Annotated in this window: 21 protein-coding genes; 8 read left to right on the top strand and 13 right to left on the bottom strand. The window is 41.1% G+C overall.

Going from position 1 to position 19,880, the window contains the following annotated elements:
- Positions 1 to 77: 77 nt before the first annotated feature.
- The 10 genes from EV695_RS19855 to ppa all read right to left on the bottom strand — a co-directional run bounded on the left by EV695_RS19855 (position 78) and on the right by ppa (position 11,038).
- On the bottom strand, positions 78 to 500 hold the full coding sequence (locus tag EV695_RS19855) for a GlcG/HbpS family heme-binding protein (RefSeq protein ID WP_131907747.1): 423 nt from the start codon (positions 498 to 500) through the stop codon (positions 78 to 80).
- A gap of 213 nt (positions 501 to 713) precedes the next feature.
- Positions 714 to 3,179, bottom strand: a complete 2,466-nt coding sequence (plsB, locus tag EV695_RS19850) for a glycerol-3-phosphate 1-O-acyltransferase PlsB (protein ID WP_131907746.1) — start codon at positions 3,177 to 3,179, stop codon at positions 714 to 716.
- Positions 3,180 to 3,283: 104 nt separating this feature from the next.
- A complete protein-coding gene (gene lipB / locus EV695_RS19845; RefSeq protein WP_131907745.1) occupies positions 3,284 to 3,934 on the bottom strand; it encodes a lipoyl(octanoyl) transferase LipB in 651 nt (216 codons plus the stop codon).
- Positions 3,922 to 4,194: an HP0495 family protein gene (locus tag EV695_RS19840; RefSeq protein ID WP_131907744.1), complete on the bottom strand. Its 273-nt coding sequence runs from the start codon at positions 4,192 to 4,194 to the stop codon at positions 3,922 to 3,924. The genes lipB and EV695_RS19840 overlap by 13 nt, the downstream gene beginning before the upstream one ends.
- An 80-nt stretch (positions 4,195 to 4,274) precedes the next feature.
- Positions 4,275 to 5,402: a D-alanyl-D-alanine carboxypeptidase family protein gene (locus EV695_RS19835; RefSeq protein ID WP_131907743.1), complete on the bottom strand. Its 1,128-nt coding sequence runs from the start codon at positions 5,400 to 5,402 to the stop codon at positions 4,275 to 4,277.
- 108 nt (positions 5,403 to 5,510) lie between these two features.
- The gene (locus EV695_RS19830; protein WP_131907742.1) at positions 5,511 to 6,026 is read right to left on the bottom strand and encodes an SPOR domain-containing protein; all 516 of its coding nucleotides are present in this window, start codon (positions 6,024 to 6,026) and stop codon (positions 5,511 to 5,513) included.
- 75 nt (positions 6,027 to 6,101) lie between these two features.
- Positions 6,102 to 7,124 carry a lytic murein transglycosylase B gene (gene mltB / locus EV695_RS19825; protein WP_131907741.1) on the bottom strand — a complete coding sequence of 341 codons (1,023 nt, stop codon included), beginning with the start codon at positions 7,122 to 7,124 and terminating at the stop codon, positions 6,102 to 6,104.
- Complete coding sequence (rodA, locus tag EV695_RS19820; protein WP_131907740.1) at positions 7,125 to 8,240, bottom strand: rod shape-determining protein RodA; 1,116 nt, start codon at positions 8,238 to 8,240, stop codon at positions 7,125 to 7,127.
- 1 nt (position 8,241) lies between these two features.
- Positions 8,242 to 10,245 carry a penicillin-binding protein 2 gene (gene mrdA / locus EV695_RS19815; RefSeq protein WP_131907739.1) on the bottom strand — a complete coding sequence of 668 codons (2,004 nt, stop codon included), beginning with the start codon at positions 10,243 to 10,245 and terminating at the stop codon, positions 8,242 to 8,244.
- A gap of 256 nt (positions 10,246 to 10,501) precedes the next feature.
- Positions 10,502 to 11,038: an inorganic diphosphatase gene (ppa, locus tag EV695_RS19810; protein ID WP_131907738.1), complete on the bottom strand. Its 537-nt coding sequence runs from the start codon at positions 11,036 to 11,038 to the stop codon at positions 10,502 to 10,504.
- A gap of 129 nt (positions 11,039 to 11,167) precedes the next feature.
- Between ppa and EV695_RS19805 the strand changes: the two genes are divergently transcribed.
- The 8 genes from EV695_RS19805 to EV695_RS19770 all read left to right on the top strand — a co-directional run bounded on the left by EV695_RS19805 (position 11,168) and on the right by EV695_RS19770 (position 17,912).
- A complete protein-coding gene (locus EV695_RS19805; protein ID WP_131907737.1) occupies positions 11,168 to 11,788 on the top strand; it encodes a DUF2058 family protein in 621 nt (206 codons plus the stop codon).
- Between the two features lie 162 nt (positions 11,789 to 11,950).
- Positions 11,951 to 12,832 (top strand): energy transducer TonB, encoded by an 882-nt coding sequence (locus EV695_RS19800; protein ID WP_131907736.1) that lies wholly within the window; start codon positions 11,951 to 11,953, stop codon positions 12,830 to 12,832.
- Between the two features lie 18 nt (positions 12,833 to 12,850).
- Positions 12,851 to 13,465 (top strand): YqgE/AlgH family protein, encoded by a 615-nt coding sequence (locus EV695_RS19795; protein WP_131907735.1) that lies wholly within the window; start codon positions 12,851 to 12,853, stop codon positions 13,463 to 13,465.
- Between the two features lie 12 nt (positions 13,466 to 13,477).
- Positions 13,478 to 13,906, top strand: coding sequence for a Holliday junction resolvase RuvX (gene ruvX / locus EV695_RS19790; protein WP_131907734.1), 429 nt, complete (start codon positions 13,478 to 13,480; stop codon positions 13,904 to 13,906).
- Positions 13,907 to 13,941: 35 nt separating this feature from the next.
- Positions 13,942 to 14,469, top strand: coding sequence for a bifunctional pyr operon transcriptional regulator/uracil phosphoribosyltransferase PyrR (gene pyrR / locus EV695_RS19785; RefSeq protein WP_131907733.1), 528 nt, complete (start codon positions 13,942 to 13,944; stop codon positions 14,467 to 14,469).
- 106 nt (positions 14,470 to 14,575) lie between these two features.
- Entirely contained in the window at positions 14,576 to 15,535 is a 960-nt protein-coding gene (locus EV695_RS19780; RefSeq protein ID WP_131907732.1) for an aspartate carbamoyltransferase catalytic subunit, read from the top strand.
- Between the two features lie 2 nt (positions 15,536 to 15,537).
- Entirely contained in the window at positions 15,538 to 16,821 is a 1,284-nt protein-coding gene (locus tag EV695_RS19775; protein WP_131907731.1) for a dihydroorotase, read from the top strand.
- Positions 16,818 to 17,912 (top strand): phosphatidate phosphatase App1 family protein, encoded by a 1,095-nt coding sequence (locus tag EV695_RS19770; protein WP_131907730.1) that lies wholly within the window; start codon positions 16,818 to 16,820, stop codon positions 17,910 to 17,912. The genes EV695_RS19775 and EV695_RS19770 overlap by 4 nt, the downstream gene beginning before the upstream one ends.
- Here EV695_RS19770 and EV695_RS19765 read toward each other — a convergent pair.
- The 3 genes from EV695_RS19765 to EV695_RS19755 all read right to left on the bottom strand — a co-directional run bounded on the left by EV695_RS19765 (position 17,909) and on the right by EV695_RS19755 (position 19,841).
- Entirely contained in the window at positions 17,909 to 18,178 is a 270-nt protein-coding gene (locus tag EV695_RS19765; protein WP_131907729.1) for a hypothetical protein, read from the bottom strand. The two genes, EV695_RS19770 and EV695_RS19765, sit on opposite strands and share 4 nt — an antisense overlap.
- A gap of 270 nt (positions 18,179 to 18,448) precedes the next feature.
- Positions 18,449 to 19,159 carry a hypothetical protein gene (locus EV695_RS19760; protein WP_131907728.1) on the bottom strand — a complete coding sequence of 237 codons (711 nt, stop codon included), beginning with the start codon at positions 19,157 to 19,159 and terminating at the stop codon, positions 18,449 to 18,451.
- Positions 19,160 to 19,313: 154 nt separating this feature from the next.
- A complete protein-coding gene (locus EV695_RS19755) occupies positions 19,314 to 19,841 on the bottom strand; it encodes an anti-sigma factor (RefSeq protein ID WP_131907727.1) in 528 nt (175 codons plus the stop codon).
- Between the last annotated feature and the right edge of the window lie 39 nt (positions 19,842 to 19,880).

Here is a 19,880-nt window from a genome sequence, read left to right as displayed (position 1 = left end):
ATATAAATGATTGTGATCGAAGTCATAGTACATTATTAATAGGCACGAATATGAAAAATAATTTAATAATGAAAGGCTTAGCGATTGCTAAGGAAATAATCTATTCCCGCTTGTGCGACTTCCATGTCTTGTTGAGGTGTTCCTGAACTCGCACCGATGCCGCCAACAAACTCCTCATTAACCACGACGGGAATACCTCCGCCGACTGAGCTTATGCGCCCACCACATTCTGTATCGATGCCAAAGGCAAGACTGCCTGGAACATTGGCTGCATTGTAGTCGTGGGTTGCTTTACGTGCGGCACCAGCAGTGAAAGCTTTATCCTGCGCGATACTGATGCTGTGGGTTTTACCACCATTCATTCGTTCGAAAGCAATTAGGTTTCCAGATTCATCGGTGATGGCTATACACATGGGTACGCCGATTTCATTGGCTTTGTTACGAGCCCCTTTGATGAGAAGGTGTGCATCATCAATATCCAGTCGTGTGATACTCAGCATTGTTGTTCTCCTTTAAAAGTTACCGCTATGATTATTTTGTTTTTAGAGGTTTAACTTGTTTTTTATTGTGGAAGTAATTGTTGTAGTGGTGGTTCTCGAAGCTGTTTAAATATTTAATCACACCCCCCTACTTATAGGCGTTTTTTAAAAAAGCCCCTCAAAGTAGGGGGGTGACCTAATTTAATTAGGCGTTATTCAGAGATTACTCGCCTATTATTCGCCAATCATTTGCAGGATGTTCGAACGCATTTGTTTGGGTAATAATAGTCGTATACGCTTATCTGTTTTATGGAAAACTTCGTTGTATTGCAGTTGCTCTGTTTCAAACTCACGTAAATAGTCGATATGAATGAGCGTCTCAATAAAATTAGCAATCAGGTGTTTATCCGAATAGTCGGGCGAGTTGATTTCATGAATCATCGCTACTCGCTGGGACATTAAAATACATTCGTCGACCAGTTTTTGTTTGCTGATCGTTGTGGATTGTTCCTGTTTCGAGTCCCGAGAGAGTAATGCAACGATAAGATAATAAACTTCGAGAACTGGAGAAATGACTTTCGCGAGCAACGTTAGCTGTGTGTATGCTTTGTCATTCGATGATGGTCGAGTATAACTCTGCTTGTCTTTATTCTGAATGAGTAAGCTTGATGCAACAAGCTGGTCAAGCACTTTGGTGATTACTGCTTCAAGTTGCGTCTTATCCCAGCTTAAGAATAATTCTTTCTGAATAAAAGGATACGCAAGTGATACCAGACTTATAATCTCTTCTTTGGTCATGGTGCGCACATTGAAAAAGCAGCAACTGATAATAGAAGGCAACGCCAATAAGTGCAGAATGTTATTGCGATAGTAGGTCATTGAAACGGCTTGTTTATTATTCAAATAGATAATGTCGCCGAGGTCGTGAGCCCGTCTTTTGACCATTTTGAGAGACTCAGCATGTTTGATTTGATCAATGCCGGATCTTGGTGTAACGATTATTTTTTCTGAATATTCAAGCGCGTTAATCAGGATTTTATAGGTTTCGAGTTGATGCTCTAAATCTTTTTCATCCATGCTTTGATTGGGCGCAGCAAGTAATACACTTGCGGTCAGGTTAATTGAATTAACCGTTGCGGCCTGATTTATGCGAGTCATTATCTGCTCGGATAAGTTAACCACAATATCTCTGGTCCAGGCGGGACGAGAATCATCATCATAACTTGTTGAAGCCCAATCAGGTTGTTGGTGATCCAGGATGTTGTTTAGAAAAACAGGTTTACCAAAATTGGTAGAAACCTTGCCGTATTCGCCACGTATCTTGAGGATTGACTTCACTGAATTAATAAAAGTTTCGCTCTTTTTATCTTCACCAGATAACTCTGCCTGATAGGCTTTGCTCTCTAGTAGTTTTTCATAACCAATATAAACAGGAATAAAAGCGACAGGACGTTTGCGGTATTTTAAAAAGCCCCGAACTGTCATCGATAGCATGCCGGGTTTTGCTTGTAGCAATCGACCCGTGCGGCTTCTGCCCCCTTCGACAAAATATTCAATCGCGATACCTTTGGCGATTAACTCAGCCACATATTCAAACATTACTGTGGAATAGAGTTCATTGCCTTTGAAACTGCGTCGAATAAAGAAAGCGCCACCACCGCGCAGTATCGAACCAATTACGGGCATATTCAGATTTTTACCTGCGGCGATATAAGGAATAGCCAAGCCTTCAAAGTAGATCACATAAGACAGTAACAGATAATCAATATGGCTTCGATGACAAGGCACATAGACCAATTCATGACTTAGTGCGAGGCTCTTAAGGTATTCACTATTATTGACTTCGATACCCGAATAAAAGCGGTTCCAGAATGATGATAGCGCGCGTTGCATGACCTGAATGGTGACATTGGTGCAGTTGGCGACAATTTCATTCAGATAACGTCGGGCTTGAAGTGCGGCTTTATATTCGCTGATATTGTCTTCAGTGCTTCTTCTGTTGATTGCTGTCTGTACTGCGGGTTTCATGATCAGGTCACGAACCAGCGTGCGTTTATGGGAGATATCAGGCCCAAGCGTGGCAGTACGAATCTTTTTTAAACGATCAGCTAAGGTGTGCTGTAAAGAATCTATGATTTCATCATCATTGCGTTTTTTCGACGGGTTACTTCGATAGCTGATGATTTCTGAATACTGAATAAAGGTATTGCGACCATGGAAGAGAACTCTGAAAAATGTTCGGGTTCTGCCGGCAAATTCCCAGGAATCAGAAAATAAAACCTGTAGCCAGTGTTTTTGTGTGGCGACTGGTCTTCCCCAGAAAATCTGCACAGGTATAAACTGTATTTCCTGTTCTGGGTAATCGTTGAGTGTTTCAATAATGCCGCGTAGCATTCGAGAGCGCTTAGGTTGATTTTGTAACCAGGCTTTGAATGGTTCGCGAGGAGCAATGGTATACACAGAATGCCACTCGTGTAATTCTGGTATGGCAATATTTGCAAGAGGTGCTTCCAGCCCCAATTGATGACATTGTTCTTCCAGAACGAGCAAATTGGTCCACGATCGCGTTTCTAAAACATAGATCACGGGTAAATCAGGATTGATGTCTAGTTGTTCAATCTTATTAGGGATGACTTCTGTTTTAAGCCAAAGATATAAAACTTTGCGGCCGATGTAATTGAAAGTTGTTCTTAGACTCATAATAGTGAGTATAGATAACCTGGCAACTGTTGTGCTGATTGTTTTAAATGCATCCTATACACCAGTATTAAAGAAAGTGATGAAGCGTGAGTTCTTGGTCGTTATTAATCCGTGGTTTTGGCAGTTTCGGCAGCTTTCATGATTTCTGCATGAATAATCGCAGTCAATTTTTCCGAGAGTACAGGCATTGAATCTGTAATCCCCAGATCTTTACATTGTATAATTTCAAGACCTTCGTATCCGCATGGATTGATGTATCCAAATGGCGTTAGGTCCATATCAACATTGAGGCTTAATCCGTGTGTTGTTCTACCTTTAGATACACGAAGTCCCAGAGCTGCAATCTTTTTCTTATCAACATATACGCCAGGTGCCTTTGCATCGCTGTAGGCGGTGACTTCATAAGCTGATAATAATTCTACGATGCAATTTTCGATTAACGTGACTAGTTGACGAATACCGATTCCTCTACGGTGTAAATCAAGCAGTAGATAAATAACTATTTGCCCAGGCCCGTGGTAAGTGACTTGACCACCACGATCTACTTTAACAATAGGTATAGAGGTCTCTTGAAGAATATGATGTTCTTTACCGTTTCTACCTAGCGTGAAAGTGGGGGGGTGCTCGACGACCCAGATTTCATCGGGTGTATCTTGATCGCGAGATTGGGTGAAGTTTTTCATCGACTCCCAAACGCTTTCGTAATCAGTTAAACCTAATTGTTTGGTGATTAATGTGTCGCCTAGAGTGCCCAAACTACCAGCTCGTGATTGGTAAGGTCTTGATAAAGCGCATCCAGTTGTGGTTTGTCTTTGGCGTGGATGGTTAAGGTTAAACTCACGTATTTACCTGTTTTACTGGTGTTTTGTTTTGTTTGGTCAGGATTGTATTCAGGGTCGTGGGTTTTGACTATTTTATCAACCGCAGAATGGAATTCTGGAATAGCAGCTCCCATAACTTTAACAGGGAATTCACAAGGGAATTCAATGAGTGTTTCTTCATCTTGCACGGTCATGTTTACTACTCGAAATTAAATTGCTCTTGAAGTTACTAACGTTGTTACAAAAGCTTTTTGCTTATATGTTGATCAGAAAATTAGTTAAATAATTTTTTAACGCTATCAGTCACTTTAGACCAGAATCCACCCGGATCTACTGCATCAAGTGCTAGCAGAGGAACTTGGTTAACAATGGTATCACCGTCTTTAATGATGGCTGTCCCAACTACATCGCCACGCTTAATTGGGGCATCAAGTGATCCATCTAATTCCATCAAGCCTTTAAGTTGATTATAGTGACCTTTTTCAACAGTGACGTAGAAGTCTTCCATGATACCAGCAGGAACAGTGCTCTTATTGCCTTTCCATACGCGCGCATCAGCAAGTACCGAACCTTTGTCATAGAGTTTATGTGTTTCGTATAATCTAAATCCAAACTCTAATAATTCCTGACTGTAATCAGCACGCGCTTTCTCATTTTCAGCGCCTAAGATGACAGAAATTAAACGCATATCATTACGCGCAGCTGATGCGACTAAACAATACCCCGCAGATTCTGTATGGCCTGTTTTTACACCATCAACTGTTGGGTCGCGCCACAATAGTTTGTTGCGGTTATATTGTTTGATACCGTTGTAACTGTATTCTTTTAAGGAATGCAGTTTGTATTGCTCAGGATACTCTCTGATGACATGACGGGTTAGGGTAACGATGTCTCTGGCAGTTGTGTAATGGTCTGGGTCTGGCCAACCAGTTGGATTGGAAAAGTGCGTTGAGTTCAATCCCATGTCTTTGGCTGTTTGATTCATCTTTGCAACAAACGCTGTTTCATTGCCTGAAATGTGTTCTGCCAGCGCAATTGCTGCGTCATTTCCAGACTGGACAATAAGGCCTTTAATCATGCGATTTAGCGGTACTTTTTTCCCCGCCTCTACAAACATTCTGGAGCCTTCCATTTTCCATGCTTTCTCACTAATAAGAACTTTGTCTTCGAGTGAGATGCTGCCTTTTTCCAGCTCTTGATAAATTACATAGGCCGTCATCAACTTGGTGATACTGGCTGGTTCTATGCGTTTATCAGGGTTCTTTTCAGCTAGTTGAACGCCGCTATGAAAGTCTACAAGTAGATAACTATCAGCTTTTATGTCAGGAGCGGCAGCAGCTGCCCAGCCCTGATGAGTAAAAGTGATAAAACAGAAAAAAATAACAGATAAAATTCGTTTCATGGTGTGTGATTATGGATTCCGAATATCGAAAGAGTAACTACTCAAGATGGGTAATTACTAAAGTCAGCAATTATAACTGAGTTAGAACTCAGTTATAACTAATGTTACCTAGCTTTCTACAATTTTAAACTGCGATAAACCGGTACTGGTTAAATTATCTTTCGCCTTATCAATATCTTCTTGTTTGGTGTAAGGGCCAAGACGAACCATGTGTAGCAAGTTGCCAGTTTTGGTCTTGCGAGATTCCATTGTTGCGCCTTTTAAACCAATTGATGAAAGACGGGTAAAAGTATCAAGTGCTTCCATTTGATCGGCATAAGTGCCAACGACAATGTAATAGTTCTTGTTTGCCTGATATGTCGCTTTACGCGCGGGCTTAGAAGCAGTAGATCTTTTTGTCGCTGCCTGTTGTGGTGCTACAGTTGTATTACGTGCGCCTGGCTCACGAAGACTTGGTGGAATGACTAATTTATCGTCTGTGCCTGCCGTGCTCTTGTCGCCACCAAACGTTGTCATATTTCTGGCAGACTTTCCAACTTTACTAAAAGTGCTACAGCCCGTTAAGCCAACGAGAGTCGTGATAAGTACTATATGAGTACCAATTTTAAGTGTACGGTTTATCATTATCGTCCCCTTTTTGGATAATGGTTTTTCGTTTAAATATATAAAATTCTATAATTATTACTTTAATTTTTTACGTTATTTAGCCGAGTTTAACTTCCTGCGTTTTATTTCCCAAGCTAGTTGAAATATTGCCATAGCGTATTTAGGGCTATGGTTGTATCTTGTTATTGCGTAGAAATTATCGCCCGTAATCCAGTATTCATAACCTTGCAATCCTTGTAACTGTAACAGTGATACCTTTTCGGAACTAAAGTTTCCAAGTGGTTCAACACCGTGTTGCTGCAATATTTGCATGGTATGTGCTGGTTTAATTGCTTTTGTATTTACAATTTTAGCATATAAATTGCCTAAAATTCGAGCAGGTACTGTAACATTACCATTTGACTTCCAACCGTGGCGCGAAAAATAGTTAGCTACGCTGCCAATAGCGTCTTCCGGATGCCATAAATCTGTGTGTCCATCTTGATTAAAATCGACGGCAAAATTTCGGTAACTACTGGAAATAAACTGGCCTAAGCCCATTGCTCCCGCATAAGAGCCGGTTAAAATATTCGGGTCTCTGATACCTTCTTCTTTCATTAGCTCAAGGTAGTGTTCGAGTTCGCTAGTGTAGAACTTTTCTCGTGGCGGAAAATCCATCGCCAGAGTAGTGAGACTTCTGAGTACTTTGTGTTTACCAGTGTTACGACCGTAAAAGGTTTCTACTCCGATAATCGCAACAATGTATTCAGGATCAACACCGTATTGCTTGCTGGCAGCCGTGATTGCTTTTTCATGGCGCTTCCAGAAATTCACGCCAGAATTAATACGATCTTCTGTAATAAATATTGGACGATATTTGTGCCAGGGTTTGCCTTCAGCTGGCGAGCTGACTAATTCAAGTATGCGTTCGTCACGTTGTACTCTGGAAAAAATCTGATGTAAATAATTACGATCAAAGCCTTTCTGCACCATACGTTCTATCAGCTGCTGCATCGCCGGGTAGCTAGTGTAATTAGCATTTCCTTTAATTTCCGCCGCAAAGTAGGGGGGTGCTAAAAGTGACGGTAATACTAACGCCGCACTAAACATTAAAGATTGCGTAAATTTTTTGAACATTTAGTCATATCCTCGTTTTCGTTTTCTAAGACCCATGAGGAGTCCAAATGCTGCCATCAACGTCACTAAGGAGGTGCCCCCGTAGCTGATGAGTGGTAATGGAACACCAACCACGGGAAGAATTCCGCTAACCATTCCTGTGTTTACCAATAGGTAAATAAAGAAGGTGAGACTAAGGCTTCCACCCAATAGGCGTGCAAAAGTATCGTGTCCTTTCATGGCGAGATATAAGCCGCGCCAGATAATAAACAGATACAGTGTGAATAAAATTAAATTACCGAGTAAGCCGAATTCTTCTCCAAAAACGGCAAAGATAAAATCGGTGTGACGTTCGGGTAAAAAATCTAAACGAGACTGATCGCCATTTAGCCAGCCCTTTCCATAAAAGCCGCCAGAACCAATAGCAATTGTAGATTGATAAATATGATACCCGGAACCTAATCGATCAGCGCTCGGATCAAGTAAGGTTAAAACGCGTTGTCTTTGGTAATCATGCATCCCAAAATAGAATACCAGGGGCGCAGCTATGATCAGTGCAACCACGGTTGCGCCGAGCCATTTCCAGGGGAGTCCTGCAAAGTAGATAACGAAGAATCCGGCGCTACCAACCAGTAACGCAGTTCCTAAATCAGGCTGTTTTATAATTAATAGCATGGGAATTGCTACTAATAACGTTGCTATAAAAATCTCTTTAAATCTGGGTGGGAGACTTTTTTTAGACAGGTAACTCGCTACCATCATTGGCACAGCCAGTTTCATGATTTCGGAAGGCTGGAAACGTAAAGCACCGATTTCTAACCATCTTTGAGCCCCTTTACCCATCGAGCCCTGGATGAGTACCAGTATCAGTACTATGATTCCAAAAATATAAATCCAGAAGGACCAACGCTTGAGCAGGTCGCTGGATAGCTGTGTGGCAACTAGCATCACGATGGTTGCTAGAATCAAATGAATCGTATGATTATTCATCATCCGCGCATTTTCGCCAGAGGCACTAAATAAAATAATGCTTCCTAGTGCAATCAGCAGCGCTAATGAAACGAGCATGACCAAGTCTAGAGAGCTAAGCCAGCGCAGTACGTATGCGCCAAAACCTGAACCGCTTTTTGTGTTCATATTATGTTCTCGGTGCTGTTGTTAGCGGGCTATTGATTTGAATTTCCCGTTTAAGTTTTCTTTCCAGCTCTTTTTTCTTTTTCAATTTGTTTATATTCATCAATGATGGTGATTCATCAGACTCTTTTGGTTTGTTTTGTTCACTTATTTCTTCTTTTTGTTGTGGTGTCAGTAAATAAGTGTCTAACAGTTGTCTGGCAATGGGGGCTGCTACCTTACTACCGCCACCTGCATTTTCTGCAATAACGGCCAATGCAATGCGAGGGTTATTGACCGGTGCAAATGCTACAAATAAAGCATGGTCATGCAGTTTTTTCTTGAGTTTTGCCGCGTCATATTCTTTGTTTTGAGCAATGCCAAAGACTTGTGCTGTACCTGTTTTACCTGCAAATCGGTACTTCGCACCTGCGCCTGATCTTCTTGCGGTGCCGTGTTCCCCGTGCACTACATTTACCATGCCTCGTATGACATCATCCCAGTAACGAAGTTTTGTTACGCCCACCGAAGGTAGTTTTTCAGGTGTGACAATTTTTGGCGGCAGATTTCTTGATACACGCGTTGCCCTTAAAACATGAGGTTTAAATTTACGACCATGCGTTGCCATGGTGGCTGTCGCAAACGCTAATTGTAAAGGCGTTGCCGTAAAATACCCTTGGCCGATACCCGTGTTAACCGTATCTCCCGGGTACCAAAATTTGTCGTAGCGTTTTCTCTTCCATTCAGCAGAAGGCATGATGCCAGTGCCTTCATGAGGTAGATCGATTCCTAATCGACTGCCGAAGCCAAAGCGCTTCATTGCATCAGAATAACGTTTAATGCCCATTCGGAATGCAAGATCGTAGAAGTAAACATCACAGGATTGATAAATAGCGCGATTCAGGCTGATGTTGCCATGTCCTGCTTTTTTCCAACACCTGAACCTGTGTTTATTGCCTGGGATTTGATAGAAGCCTCTGCCGTAAACCGAGCTGGTAGGTGTAACTACGCCTGCACTTAGCCCGACTAAACCTGCCATAGGTTTGATGGTCGAGCCAGGAGGGTAGGAGCCTTGTAGTGCTCGATTGTATAGCGGACGATCAATATCGTCTCTTAAGGCATTATAGTTGGCATAGCTTATCCCATTCACGAATAGGTTGGGATCGAATGCTGGCATACTTGCCATCGCCAATATTTCGCCATTTCTTGGGTCGATCGCGACAGCAGCACCATTGTGCTCAGCTAATAATTCTTCAGCTTTTAATTGCAGCTCAAGGTCGATACTAAGAAACAAATCTTCACCCGTGATCGGGGCTTTCTCATCTAGTTTGAGCTGAGGTTTTCCGTGCGCATCGACTTCTGTTAATTCGTATCCAGCCTTGCCGTGCAATCGATCTTCGTATTGTTTTTCAATGCCGAGCTTGCCAATATGCGTCGTGCCTTTGTAATTTTTCTTGTCTAACTTCTCTAAGTCTTTTTTATCGATGCGACCGACATAGCCAATCAAGTGACCTGCTGTTGAGCCAAGCGGGTAATTACGTCTCATACGAACGCTGACATTAAAACCCTGAAAGCGAAATCTATTTGCCGAAAATATAGCGGTTTCTTTTTCTGTTAAGTTTTTGCGTAACACAACGGGTTGAAAGCGAGAGTTAACACGCAACTTTTGTTTGAATTTTTTTATTTCTTGCGGAGTGATTGGAAGCAACTGCATCAGGCGTTTTAGCTTCCTGTCCATGTCTTTTACATCATCTTCTGCTGCTTCAAGGACATATTCAATATGGTTATCGGCAAGTAATACGCCGTTTCGGTCGTAAATAAGGCCTCTAACTGGGGGGGTGGGTATGCGTTTTTGGTAATTTTCTTTAGAGAGGATTGTGTAGTGTTCGTAACTATTTACTTGCAGGAAGATCAGTCTAATGAAGACTAAACTAAGCCCAATAAAGACCAAAGCTGCCGCTACAATAGCGCGTGAGCGAAAGAGGCGATACTCTTCACGTTCACTTTTGACTGTTACACGCTTTTCCATTAATACTCTTTGAACCCGACAGCAGAGCTGCTTTTATCTATTTTGGTGTGATCTAATCACACCCCCCGGCTTATATGAGTTTTTTCATTATCAAAGCGTTAATTGAAGCAGAACTTATGAAAATCAAAACCCAATAGCAAACGGTGAATCACATAGATGATTCACCGAGCATAATTGCTACGCATGCTTTTTAGTGTATTTATACCCGCGTGTTGGTATTTTATACAAAAAAGCCAAGTATTGTAATTAACCTTTGTTAACCTTTATCGTCGTTGAACATTTTAATGCTGTCCAGGATTGCTTGTTTAGCTGCATCTGCATCATTCCAACCATCAAGCTTAACCCACTTGTCTTTATCCATAACTTTGTAGTACTCAAAGAAATGCTCGATTTGCTCTAGTAATAATGGTGGTAGGTCTGTGTAGCTTTGTAAATGATCTGATGCAGAGTGTAAGCCTCTAGCAGGAACGGCAAGAACTTTAGAGTCTTTACCCGCTTCGTCAGTCATTTCAAGAATTCCAACAGGACGTGCAGCGATAACACAGTTGTGAATTAATGGAGTAGGTGTCACAACAAGTACATCCATAGCATCGCCATCTTCAGCTAATGTATGCGGAATAAATCCGTAATTGGCAGGGTAAAAAATAGGTGCCTGCATGAAACGGTCAACAAATAGTGCGCCACTATCCTTTTCAATTTCGTATTTTACAGGTGAAGATTCTGCAGGTATTTCAATAATTACATTAACTTCTTCAGGGTAGTTACTGCCTATTTCAATATTATCAATGTTCATAGAGGTATTCCGTATCGCGATTTAAATTACGGCGCATTATAACGGCCCCAGAGAGTTTGACAAACAGTATAGGAATTAAATAGAACCTATATTATGATTCTCAATAATATAAAAACCTAAAGATAGATTATGAGTTCACTTAGCGACCAATTATTGAAAGCCGGCCTTGTTACTGAAGATCAAGTAAAGAAGGCAGCAGAAAAGCCGAAACCAAAAAAGAAATTTACTGGAAATAGGAATAATCATAAGGCGAAACAGAAGCCTGTTTCAAATAGAAAGTCTGCATCATCACAAAAGCAGAAGAGAGAAGTGTCTGATTTAGAACAGTTTTATAAAGAGCGTTCAGCGCTTGAAAGAAATGAAAAACAAGCTGCGCTAAAAAAGAAGCAAGAAGCAGAGAGAATCAAAAAAGAAACAAACGGCAAAATCAATAAGCTGATTACTGAGAACCTTAAAAACGATGAAGCAGCAGATATTCGTTACAATTTTGTCGTAGGAACCACAATAAAATATTTGTTTGTCACAGAAAAGCAGCAGCAAGAACTCGCTGATGGTAGCTTGGCTATTACTTTTCTAGGTGGTAAACGCAGTCTAATTCCTATTGAAATAGCAAAAGAGATTACCGCATTAAACCCGAATAAAATTGTGATAGTTGCCACTGACGATGATTCGGCCGATAACGCAGAAACTCAGACTGAGGAAACCAAGACCGTGGAAACTAGAGCTGTGGAAACAAAGCCAGAAGAGTAATGCAGGAAAGTATGAGTCATACACAGAAATGCTCATTAGTCGTTGTATGGTTGTCGGTTAGTTGTCATCGCAATTAAAATTTTTTTATGTTATAGTTATTATTCGGTTTCATACCGTGGGGCAAGTTGTTTAAAATAAATACAATAATAATTACTAATACTTATGTCTTCTATAAAAATTTTTGGTAAAGATCCTCTGCTTTTTACAATACCGGTTTCCTTGTTATTACATGCCGGATTATACGCTATGGGTTTCAAACCTCCGCAGTTTCCAGAGTCTCCACCTTCGCCTACATTTGATGTAACCATGGTTATGCCGCAGGATGTGAAAGCACCTGATAAAGCTGACTTCATGGCGAACAGTAATCAACAAGGTAGCGGTAGTGAGGACGAAAAGAGTCGATTGAAAAGTCCGCTGGCCGCACAAGAGGAAAACCTTGAGAATGGGGATGAGATTGTCACTTCAGAAAAAAATATCGCCGAAGTTACACCCAAGCCTGAGCCGCAAATCCTAACGACCAAGGGTCAGACGAATAAATTTATTCAAAAGCTTCCAGAAGAGCAACCACAAGAAGAACCCGTTAAGACCATTGTTGATAATTCGGAGCAAACACTAGCCATTGCTAAATTGATGGCTGAAATGAGTCAACAGGAAGAACGTTTTGCGAAGCGTCCAAGAATCCACTTTATCGATTCATTAAGTGCCAAAGGAACGGTTGAAGCAGAATATATTTATACCTGGTCTAAAAAGCTGGAACGTATAGGTAATATCAACTTCCCACAAAAAGCACTGGATCTAAGTCTGAGTGGTACCTTGATTTTAAATACCACACTTGATCGTGCTGGCAGAGTGGTAGAAATTCAGATATCCGTTTCTTCTGGCTCAAAAGTCCTTGACGATGCAGCGTTGAAGATTGTGAAACTAGCTGCTCCTTATGAACCGTTGCCGAAAGAAATTCGCAAAAAGTATGATCGATTGAATATAACTAGAACTATCGTTTTTCATAAAAAAGGCGGCAGTAAAGGCGTATTCTCATCTAATTAAATCAGGTATGATTAATTGATGGATGATAACGAGACCAAGGATACAGTCGCTACAAAAGACACTAGCAGCAATCAAAGTGATAGCTTTCTTCAAAGCCAGTTACTTATTGCCATGCCTGCATTGGCTGACCCTTACTTTGAGCATTCAGTCACGCTGATATGCCAGCACAACGATGAAGGCTGTCTTGGGCTAACTATTAATCGGCCCATTGAAATAACCGTTGATGAGCTTTTCGGTCAACTTGATATCTCTACTGAAAACTTTCCTGATAAAAACATGCTGGCACTTCGTGGTGGTCCTGTACAAGTCGAGCAAGGTTTCGTCATTCACGATACTCAGCGTAAGTGGGAAAACACCCTGGAAATCGGTAACGATTTAGCGGTGACCGCTTCCAGAGATATACTTGAAGATATCGCAAAAGGTGATGGCCCTGAAAACTACCTGTTAGCACTGGGTTGCGCAAGCTGGGCTCCCGGGCAAGTAGAAGCTGAAATCAAAGAAAACTCCTGGCTAAATTGCCCCGCCGATAAAAAAATCATCTTCGATATGCCTTATGCAGACCGTTGGCAAGGTGCTGCGGATACACTCGGCTTTGATGTAAATCTCATTAGCGATGTCGCAGGACATGATTAAGGACTATTTCTATTGTCTGTAATACTTGCATTTGATTTTGGTTTGAAAAGAACTGGGGTTGCGGTAGGCAATACACTCACCGGCTCAGCTACGCCAGAATGTACGCTAATCAGCAAAGATGAGCGCCCCGATTGGGAAGGCATTACTCATTTAATTCAAGAATGGAAACCAGAACATTTAGTCGTTGGGCTTCCAATGACGTTAGATGAAACTGAAAATCCTATAAAAAAGCGAATTGAGCGTTTTTGTAATCAACTTCAAGGACGTTATAATCTCAAAGTAGATCAGGAAAATGAGCAATTCACTTCAATTGAAGCAGCAGCGAGATTAAAACAACTTAGACAAAGTGGCAGAAAGAAAAAAGTCACTAAAGACGAGGTTGATAAAATTGCAGCGGCAATAATTTTAGAAAACTGGATGCAGAAAAACGCTTACAGGTAAGCCAATAAAACCACTATTGTAGATAATAAAACACGATGATAGATAAAGATCAGAAGAACTATAACGTTGATGAATTGTTAACAAAGATGTCACAGGAATTGCGTGAAACTGCGTTAAAAAATAGCCCAGAGGCTCCTGTAATGGTAGGCATTCATTCTGCGGGTGTTTGGGTTGCAGAAAAACTTCATGAGTTACTAGAGATTGAAGAACCACTGGGAAAATTAAACATCAGCTTTTATCGTGATGACTTCAGTAGAATTGGTTTGCACCCTCAAATCAAGCCTTCAAAATTACCCTTCAGTTTGGAAAATAAACATATCATTCTAGTGGATGATGTACTATATACAGGTCGAACAATACGAGCTGCAATGAATGAACTCTTCGATTTTGGTCGACCCGCTAGCATTACTTTAGCCGTACTGATTGATAGAGGACATCGAGAATTACCTATTGAAGCTCAAGTTGTCGGTTTTAAACAGGAAATGACGCCAGAAAGTTATTTTAAGCTAAGTAAAGCTGATGATAAATTAGAGCTTAGCGTTATAAATCGAGAAATTAGCTAGTTCGCTTTTAGTTAACATTGTTTGGAGCTAGTAAATATTTTGGTAGTTCCTCTAACTAACATAAGAGAATAGAGATATCATTACCCCCGGTCCATTACCATCATCAATGCAACTCACTGCAGATGGCAAACTTAAACACTTTCTAACTGTAGAAGGGCTTCCTCCTTTATTACTCGAAGAAATTCTAGATCGTGCAGAGCAATTCGTTTCACTACCAGGAAAAAAACAAGTTCAGGCACCCTTGTTAAGGGGCAAAACGGTAATGAATCTTTTCTTTGAAAATTCCACGCGTACCAGAACAACTTTTGAGCTCGCCGCAAAAAGGCTATCTGCAGATCTGATCAATTTAGATATAAGAAACTCTGCTACCGCGAAAGGTGAAAGCTTACTGGATACCATTAGAAATCTTGAAGCAATGAACTGCGATATGTTTGTAGTCAGGCATCAAAGCAGTAGTGCACCACATTTTATAGCTAAATACTGTGCGCCCCATATCGGGGTGATAAATGCCGGTGATGGCAGACATGCTCATCCGACTCAAGCGATGCTTGATATGTTGACCATCAGGCAGCATAAAGGCGAATTTACTCCGCTAAAAGTCGCTATTGTCGGAGACATAAAACATTCCAGAGTCGCTCGTTCACAAATACATGCGCTTACTACCTTATGTGCGGGTGAAATCAGGCTGATCGCTCCTAAAACCTTGATGCCAGATAGGATAGAAGAAATGGGTGTAAGCACCTTCACCAATATCGAAAAAGGTATTAAAGGTGTTGATGTAGTTATCATGTTACGCCTTCAGCATGAACGAATGAATACCGCGCTACTCCCATCGGTCAGAGAATTTTATGCTCGTTATGGCTTGACTGAAGAGCGCTTAAATCTGGCCAAGCCAGATGCGATTGTGATGCATCCCGGACCTGTTAATCGTGGCGTCGAAATCGATTCTCGCGTTGCCGATGGGCCTCAATCGGTGATACTCCAGCAAGTCACTAATGGGGTTGCTGTTCGAATGGCAGTTATGTCGATGGTGCTCGGCTCACGTGCTGAAAGTGGGGGGGTGTAAAAATGAGTAAATTCACGCTTATTAAAAACGGCAGAATTATAGACCCTGCAAACGATATCGATGAGATTGCAGATATAGCAATTTCTAGAGGAAAAATTACCGGCATCGGCACAGATATTGATCAAGATTTCGATGCTGATCATGTGATTGATGCAGAAGGTCAGTGGATATTGCCAGGAATTGTTGATCTAAGTGCTTATTTACGTGAGCCCGGTCAAGAGAATAAAACGCGTATTGCCTTTGAGACTTATAGCGCTGTCAGCGCGGGAATTACTCGCATCTGTTGTATGCCAGAAACGAATTCACCGATTGATAGTGGTGCCACCGTAAAATTAATTAAAAGTAAGGCGAAGCAAGCGGGTTTTGCTCGTGTCAGTGTTATTGGTTCTTTAACACAAGGCTTAAAAGGCGAACAGCTTAGTCACATGGGAAGCCTAAAATATGTTGGCTGTGTCGGTTTGAGTCAAGGTCACCAGCCTATTCAAAACTTGGCAACACTGCGAAAAGCGATGGAATATGCGGCTACCTACGAGTTACCTTTATTCTTACACCCCATTGAACATTCATTAATGATGAATGGCGGCATGCACGAAGGTGCGCTTTCTACACGATTAGGCATTCATCCAATTCCTGTCGCCACCGAAACGGTTGGTATGGCACAGATTCTGATTTTAATTAAACAGACGAATTGCCCCGTACATTTTTGCAGACTTTCAAGTGCAGATAGTATTGAAATGCTTACCAAGGCCAAACAGGATGGTTTGCCTGTAACAGCCGATGTTGCAGCTCACCAGTTATTTTTGACTGAAATGGATGTGGCAGACTACAACCCACTGTGTCATACGATACCGCCTTTAAGATCTGAACGAGATCGTGATGCCTTGCGAGGTGCGGTTTCAGCAGGCGTGATTGATGCAATATGTTCAGACCATCAGCCGCATGAAATTGATGCTAAATTAGCTCCTTTTGAAGAAACCGATCCAGGAATTTCAGCTTTCGAAACATTGTTACCACTAGTGATGCGTCTCGTAGAAGAAAAAGTGTTAACCCTTTCTCAGGCGATCTCTTATATAACGCATAATCCAGCAGAGCTTGCAGGTATTAAGGCAGGAACATTGTCGGCGGGCCAACCTGCTGACCTCAGCATATTCGATCCAGAATATTTCTGGCAATTGGATCCTACGGATATGATAAGTGAAGGTAAGAATTCACCCTTTACTGGCTGGGGTTTTAATGGAAAAACCACACAGACTTTTGTTAAAGGTAAAACTGTCTTCTCTTTATGATAAGTGCAGTTATTAAAAAGGCTATTTCTGGCCTTTTTATTCTGGGTTCAACGGTTGCTAACGGTAGCCCTTTAAAGTCAGATGAAACCGTCATTTTCTTTCCAACGTCTGCGCACCTTAATAGTGATCTGCAGTGGGAAGTGCCGATACATCAATGGGTCTTTGAAAAAGAAGAACAATCGATTCTTCGTAAACTCACGCATAAACTATTGACTGAATTTGCAGAATCCTTAGATATTTCTGAGGAGCAGGCTAATTCAGAGATTTTTAAGAAAAGAGTCATGTGGTTTATTGTTGATAACGAAAGAAACAAGAAACTCGATATTGTTGTTGAAGGCTTGTCCGATAATGATTCACCACAAGACAGCATTCATACTTTAAACACAAGTGCTGCTAATGGGCATGGGAAAACCACGATATATATCCCCAAATCCTCTACTCAGAAAAAGTGGCTCAAGTATAAAGCCTTGTCTGAGCATGAATCGACTCAGGAGTTTATGGGGGTAACTCAGTTAATACCAGAAACTGGCTTAAGTGTTATTTCTGATATAGACGATACTATTAAAATCAGTGAGGTTCTGGATAAGAGGGCGTTGATACGCAATACGTTTTTAGAAGAATATCAAACCACGCCCAATATGCCCGAATTCTATCAAGACTTGGCAAATCAGGGTGCGTACTTCCATTATGTTTCAGCGTCTCCTTGGCAAATATATCCCAGTTTAAAACCCTTTATGGAACAGCATTATCCTTCCGGAAGTTTTTCGCTGAGAGATTTTCGATTAAAAGATTCAAGCATTATAAAATTTTTGCAGTCTTCCAAAGAATACAAACTTGAAAAGATTCGCACTATTCTACAAAAGTACCCAGCACATCAATTTATTTTGATTGGGGATAGTGGTGAGCATGATCCTGAAATATATGCTGAAATCTATAATGAGTTTGAGGGCAATATAAAGCGGATTATGATTAGAGCCGTACCTGGCTCAGACTTAGATGATACTCGTTTTCAAACAACGTTTGCTGAAGTACCAGGAACCATCTGGCGAATAGTGAATGACGAAGAGAGTAACATGCAGGCGCTCAACTAGATTCGGTTTGGTTTCTCATCCAGATCACTGCCAAATAGCATAAAGTGAATGTGTACATATAATGCGTAAGCACGGCGTTGTCTATTCTTGGAATAAGCATGTCGCTCCGCTTTAGTGGCTTCAGCTCTGCGAATTTGATTTTCAACATAACGCTTGGTTTCAGCTAAATAAGCGCTCTCACAGGCTTTATCGTCACAAGCTGAGGCATTAAAAGAAGCGATGAAAAGGGTCAAAACAGATAATATAAGCGCATATTTTTTAAACATAAATTTAACCAAAGTAATTTTTGATTAAATATAATCTTGCACATAAGCTATTCATAGAGAAAGCAGATTTGAGGTATATATCATCTGATAGTGGTTTAGATGCTGATAACTAACGGTAATATATGGCAGATTAGTGATTCTTATTGCTTGGCCAACAAATAACTATCTATAAGTTTCAACGGTTTATAAAAATTTAAAGCCACCCCCCTACTTACCATGAGCTTAGGACTCGTCCGCTTGCAAGGCGATTCTAGATCTTAGCGTGATAGATTAATTAACCGGAAGTTTTGCACGAAGCTCGTCTCTATCAAACCACCAATCCCCAGCAACGATTGCATCAATCACTTGAGCCAGCTTTGGCAAAAACAGATTAGGATCATTCAATTCAAGCTTATCCATCCAGAAGTTTAACTGACCTTGATCCGTGACATTGCTGTGTCTTTCAGCAACCTTGGCAATCATATTGGTGGTTAAAAACATCACACTATCGCGCTTCTCTCCCTCTAGTCGAAGGTCAGCAATATAATGCGCTGTTGCTGCTGCAACTGCCGCGCCATCAGACTTATCAGGCGTATCATCGACCAGATTCTTCATCATCACAATGCTTAGTTCAGGGTCAATGGGGTAGGTGACAGATAGCCACATTGCATGTCCTAAGGCGATAACAGAGCCAGGTAAATCTGTACGATAAAGTGCATCGAGCGCATGGACGGCGTCTTCAAATTGATCGTGTTTCATGTAGATCAAAAAAGATTCTTTTGCCAGACCCCATGCTGCTTCAGGCATTCCGTTACCACCAGAATCTAGCATGATTTCTGCTATTTCATGTTGTAAATGTGCGCGTTCCAATGGATCACAATCAGGCTTTAATTGAAGCAGTTGCGCTTGTTTCTGATCCAGCTGTTGCTTAAGAAAATCGCGGGATTCAGAAGCTTCCGTAAATTCCAGGCCAGAGGTTTTAGATTCGGTGTTATCAGTCATGATTGTGTTTAGTCGTCGACTTCAGAGAATATTCGCAATCAATTATAAAGCTTGTTTCGCCCAAAGGAATATATACAAGGAAATATAGCGTTTACAGGAAAGTGTTTAAAAGTGAAAGAATGGAAAACGTATGGAGAAAGAACTTCAGTAAAAATTAAGGCTGGGCTAGTAGCAAGGGTTGGTTGGTCGTTTCCCCTTCCGTGTGTAACACCAATTCAAATTTATAGGGAGATTTAATCTTAATGGTGTCAAATGACATCAACAACTCTTTGTCATTTGGGCTTTTAAATACCGAGACCAAACTTGCCTGATTGCTCGCCTCTGCCAAGTCATGAACCCATAACTGATAATATTGGTTGTCTTTAATTTTAGGTAAATTGATAAATTCAACGACACCTTGTTGTAACGCGCCACTCCACACAATACTTCCTTCGACATTTTTCATCAAAGGGTTGAGTGTTCTTAACCAGTTGGTATTTACGACATTAGGCTGCAACAGCAGTAATTCTTTTCTGGATTGAATCTGGGATATCTCAGCTTTAACCTCTGGGTCTTTAATCTGCATTTTTTTATAGGCACTAACACCTATCTGGCTAATCGCAAAGATTAGCGCTGCAGTAAGCAATACTAGGAACCATAAGGGCAGACTGGTTCTGTTTGAGGTTTTAATTTGGGTGTTCAACTAAATTTCCTGCTAATTCCTGATGTCTATATTGTAAAA

Source organism: Cocleimonas flava, from assembly GCF_004339015.1.
Taxonomy (GTDB): Bacteria; Pseudomonadota; Gammaproteobacteria; order Thiotrichales; family Thiotrichaceae; genus Cocleimonas; species Cocleimonas flava.
Note: the sequence above shows the minus strand (reverse complement) of the source record. Positions and strands in the feature narration are given on the sequence as shown.

Bases quoted from the DNA above. Each gene is read 5' to 3' on its own strand.
- EV695_RS19855 (WP_131907747.1), bottom strand. From the start codon at position 500: ATGCTGAGTATCACACGACTGGATATTGATGATGCACACCTTCTCATC.
- plsB (WP_131907746.1), bottom strand. From the start codon at position 3,179: ATGAGTCTAAGAACAACTTTCAATTACATCGGCCGCAAAGTTTTATAT.
- EV695_RS19840 (WP_131907744.1), bottom strand. From the start codon at position 4,194: ATGACCGTGCAAGATGAAGAAACACTCATTGAATTCCCTTGTGAATTC.
- EV695_RS19835 (WP_131907743.1), bottom strand. From the start codon at position 5,402: ATGAAACGAATTTTATCTGTTATTTTTTTCTGTTTTATCACTTTTACT.
- EV695_RS19830 (WP_131907742.1), bottom strand. From the start codon at position 6,026: ATGATAAACCGTACACTTAAAATTGGTACTCATATAGTACTTATCACG.
- mltB (WP_131907741.1), bottom strand. From the start codon at position 7,124: ATGTTCAAAAAATTTACGCAATCTTTAATGTTTAGTGCGGCGTTAGTA.
- rodA (WP_131907740.1), bottom strand. From the start codon at position 8,240: ATGAACACAAAAAGCGGTTCAGGTTTTGGCGCATACGTACTGCGCTGG.
- mrdA (WP_131907739.1), bottom strand. From the start codon at position 10,245: ATGGAAAAGCGTGTAACAGTCAAAAGTGAACGTGAAGAGTATCGCCTC.
- ppa (WP_131907738.1), bottom strand. From the start codon at position 11,038: ATGAACATTGATAATATTGAAATAGGCAGTAACTACCCTGAAGAAGTT.
- EV695_RS19805 (WP_131907737.1), top strand. From the start codon at position 11,168: ATGAGTTCACTTAGCGACCAATTATTGAAAGCCGGCCTTGTTACTGAA.
- EV695_RS19800 (WP_131907736.1), top strand. From the start codon at position 11,951: ATGTCTTCTATAAAAATTTTTGGTAAAGATCCTCTGCTTTTTACAATA.
- EV695_RS19795 (WP_131907735.1), top strand. From the start codon at position 12,851: ATGGATGATAACGAGACCAAGGATACAGTCGCTACAAAAGACACTAGC.
- pyrR (WP_131907733.1), top strand. From the start codon at position 13,942: ATGATAGATAAAGATCAGAAGAACTATAACGTTGATGAATTGTTAACA.
- EV695_RS19780 (WP_131907732.1), top strand. From the start codon at position 14,576: ATGCAACTCACTGCAGATGGCAAACTTAAACACTTTCTAACTGTAGAA.
- EV695_RS19775 (WP_131907731.1), top strand. From the start codon at position 15,538: ATGAGTAAATTCACGCTTATTAAAAACGGCAGAATTATAGACCCTGCA.
- EV695_RS19770 (WP_131907730.1), top strand. From the start codon at position 16,818: ATGATAAGTGCAGTTATTAAAAAGGCTATTTCTGGCCTTTTTATTCTG.
- EV695_RS19765 (WP_131907729.1), bottom strand. From the start codon at position 18,178: ATGTTTAAAAAATATGCGCTTATATTATCTGTTTTGACCCTTTTCATC.
- EV695_RS19760 (WP_131907728.1), bottom strand. From the start codon at position 19,159: ATGACTGATAACACCGAATCTAAAACCTCTGGCCTGGAATTTACGGAA.